The sequence below is a fragment of the Microcoleus sp. A2-C3 genome (assembly GCF_036706065.1).
Classification (GTDB): Bacteria; Cyanobacteriota; Cyanobacteriia; order Cyanobacteriales; family Microcoleaceae; genus Microcoleus.
Map to the genome: position 1 here is coordinate 1 of NZ_JAUBVX010000117.1, position 2,008 is coordinate 2,008.

General features: G+C 44.9%; 1 pseudogene. It reads left to right on the top strand.

Annotated features, from left to right (window positions below):
* Window positions 1-286: 286 nt before the first annotated feature.
* Window positions 287-1,946: pseudogene (locus QUB66_RS29530) on the top strand (IS1182 family transposase).
* The last annotated feature ends 62 nt before the right edge of the window (window positions 1,947-2,008 follow it).

A 2,008-nucleotide genomic window follows, 5' to 3' on the forward strand; every position in this document is an offset into this window, starting at 1 on the left:
AAAGAGACTGTTGGCGAATGTCTGAGGGGTTTCACCCCTCAGACATTCGCCGTCCTGAATAGGCAGAATGATTGTGTAATAACAATACTTCGGACAGTTTTAGAGCCGATCGAGTGTCCGAAACCCTTACTGGCTATATAGTGGACTATTTTTTCAAGGTTTAAGTAAGCGCCCTAAGTTTCCTAAAATGCGTTAAAAATGGCAGGGCTTCCTCGCGCGAGGCTTACAAGGCCGTTAAAAAACTGTCCTAAGTATTGTAATAAGACACCATATTAAATAATTTATTATGACTCTTCACCCCCGCGACTGGTCGTCAATTCCTGAAATGACCGCCTCCGTAGCACGAACCTCCTTTCCCAAAGGCAATCCATATATGAAAATGCGCGACGAATTAGGAGTGCTGTACTTGGATACTGACTTGATCACCTTGTTTCGAGCCGACTGCGGTCAAACTGCATTATCACCAGGGCAATTAGCATTAATCAGTGTGATGCAATTTGCCGAGGGATTGACTGACCGACAAGCAGCAGAAGCGGTCAGAAGCCGTATAGACTGGAAGTATGCTCTGGGACTAGAAATTACAGATAGCGGTTTTAATTATTCAGTTTTAAGTGAATGGAGAAGTCGATTAATTGCTGCGGGACGTGAAAGCCAATTACTTGATAAAATGTTAGGACATTTTATGGACAAAGGATGGCTCAAAGCCAGGGGGAAAGCCAGAACTGACTCCACCCATGTCATCGGAGCCATCCGCAAAATGAACCGCCTCGAATGCGTTGGAGAAACTTTACGTCATGCTTTAAATCAGTTAGCAACAGTTGCCGATGAATGGTTATTAACAGTAGTCAATCAGGATTGGTCTGAGCGTTATGGCACGAGATTTGAGCAGTATCGTTTGCCGAAATCTGAAACCGAAAAACAAAGCTTGGTATTGACTATTGGCTGTGATGGTCATCACTTATTGTCAGCTTTGTATGACCCCTTGAGTCCTGAATGGTTACGTCAGCTAAAAGCGGTAGAAATTTTACGCTGTGTCTGGATACAGCAATATGGGTGGTGCAAAGGTAAAGTTTATTGGCGAGAAGCTGATAATTTACCGCCCCACAAGCAGTTAATTACTTCCCCTTATGATATCGAGGCTCGCAATCGGACAAAAAGAGATACTAATTGGACAGGTTATACAGTACATCTTACAGAAACTTGCGATCGAGATTTACCTCATTTAATTACCAATGTGGAAACGACACCCGCCACCACTGGAGATGTAGAAATGACTCAGGTGATTCATCAAGCTTTAGCTGATAAACACCTGTTACCACAACAACATATTGTCGATACTGCTTATGTTGATGCTCAACACTTGCTCAAAGCGTGAGACACAATTAGGTATTGAGCTTCTTGGCCCTGTACCGCCTGACTCTAGTTGGCAAGAAAAAGCTAAGCTGGGCTTTGAGCTTTCTTGTTTTACCGTTGATTGGGACCATCGCCATGCTACTTGTCCGCAAGGGCGCATCAGCAAATCCTGGCATCAACGCTCGGATAACTATGGCAATCCGGTCATTCAAGTACGTTTTCGTCGCCCCGATTGCGCCGCTTGTCCTGTTCGCTCTCAATGTACTCATTCGCCCGCACAGGCTCGTGTTCTGACTCTCAAACCTCAACCTCTTTACGAAGCTCTAGCCAAGGGTAGGGCTAGACAACATACCCTGGATTTTAAGCAGCGTTATGCCCTCAGGGCCGGTGTTGAAAGTTCGCTGTCTCAAGGAATTCGTGTTTTTGGTTTGCGTGACGCTCGTTACATGGGTCTTGCCAAAACTCGTCTGCAACATATTATGACTGCTGCTGCAATGAATCTGTCAAGAATGTGGGCATTTTGGCGCAACATTCCGATTGGCTTGACCCGTGTATCTCGTTTTTCCGCTCTTTTTACCTCTGCCTTATCATAGTTCTCTTGCCAGGATTACGGGATGTTTGGTTTCACCCTTTTTTAATTCGCCAACAGTCTCTT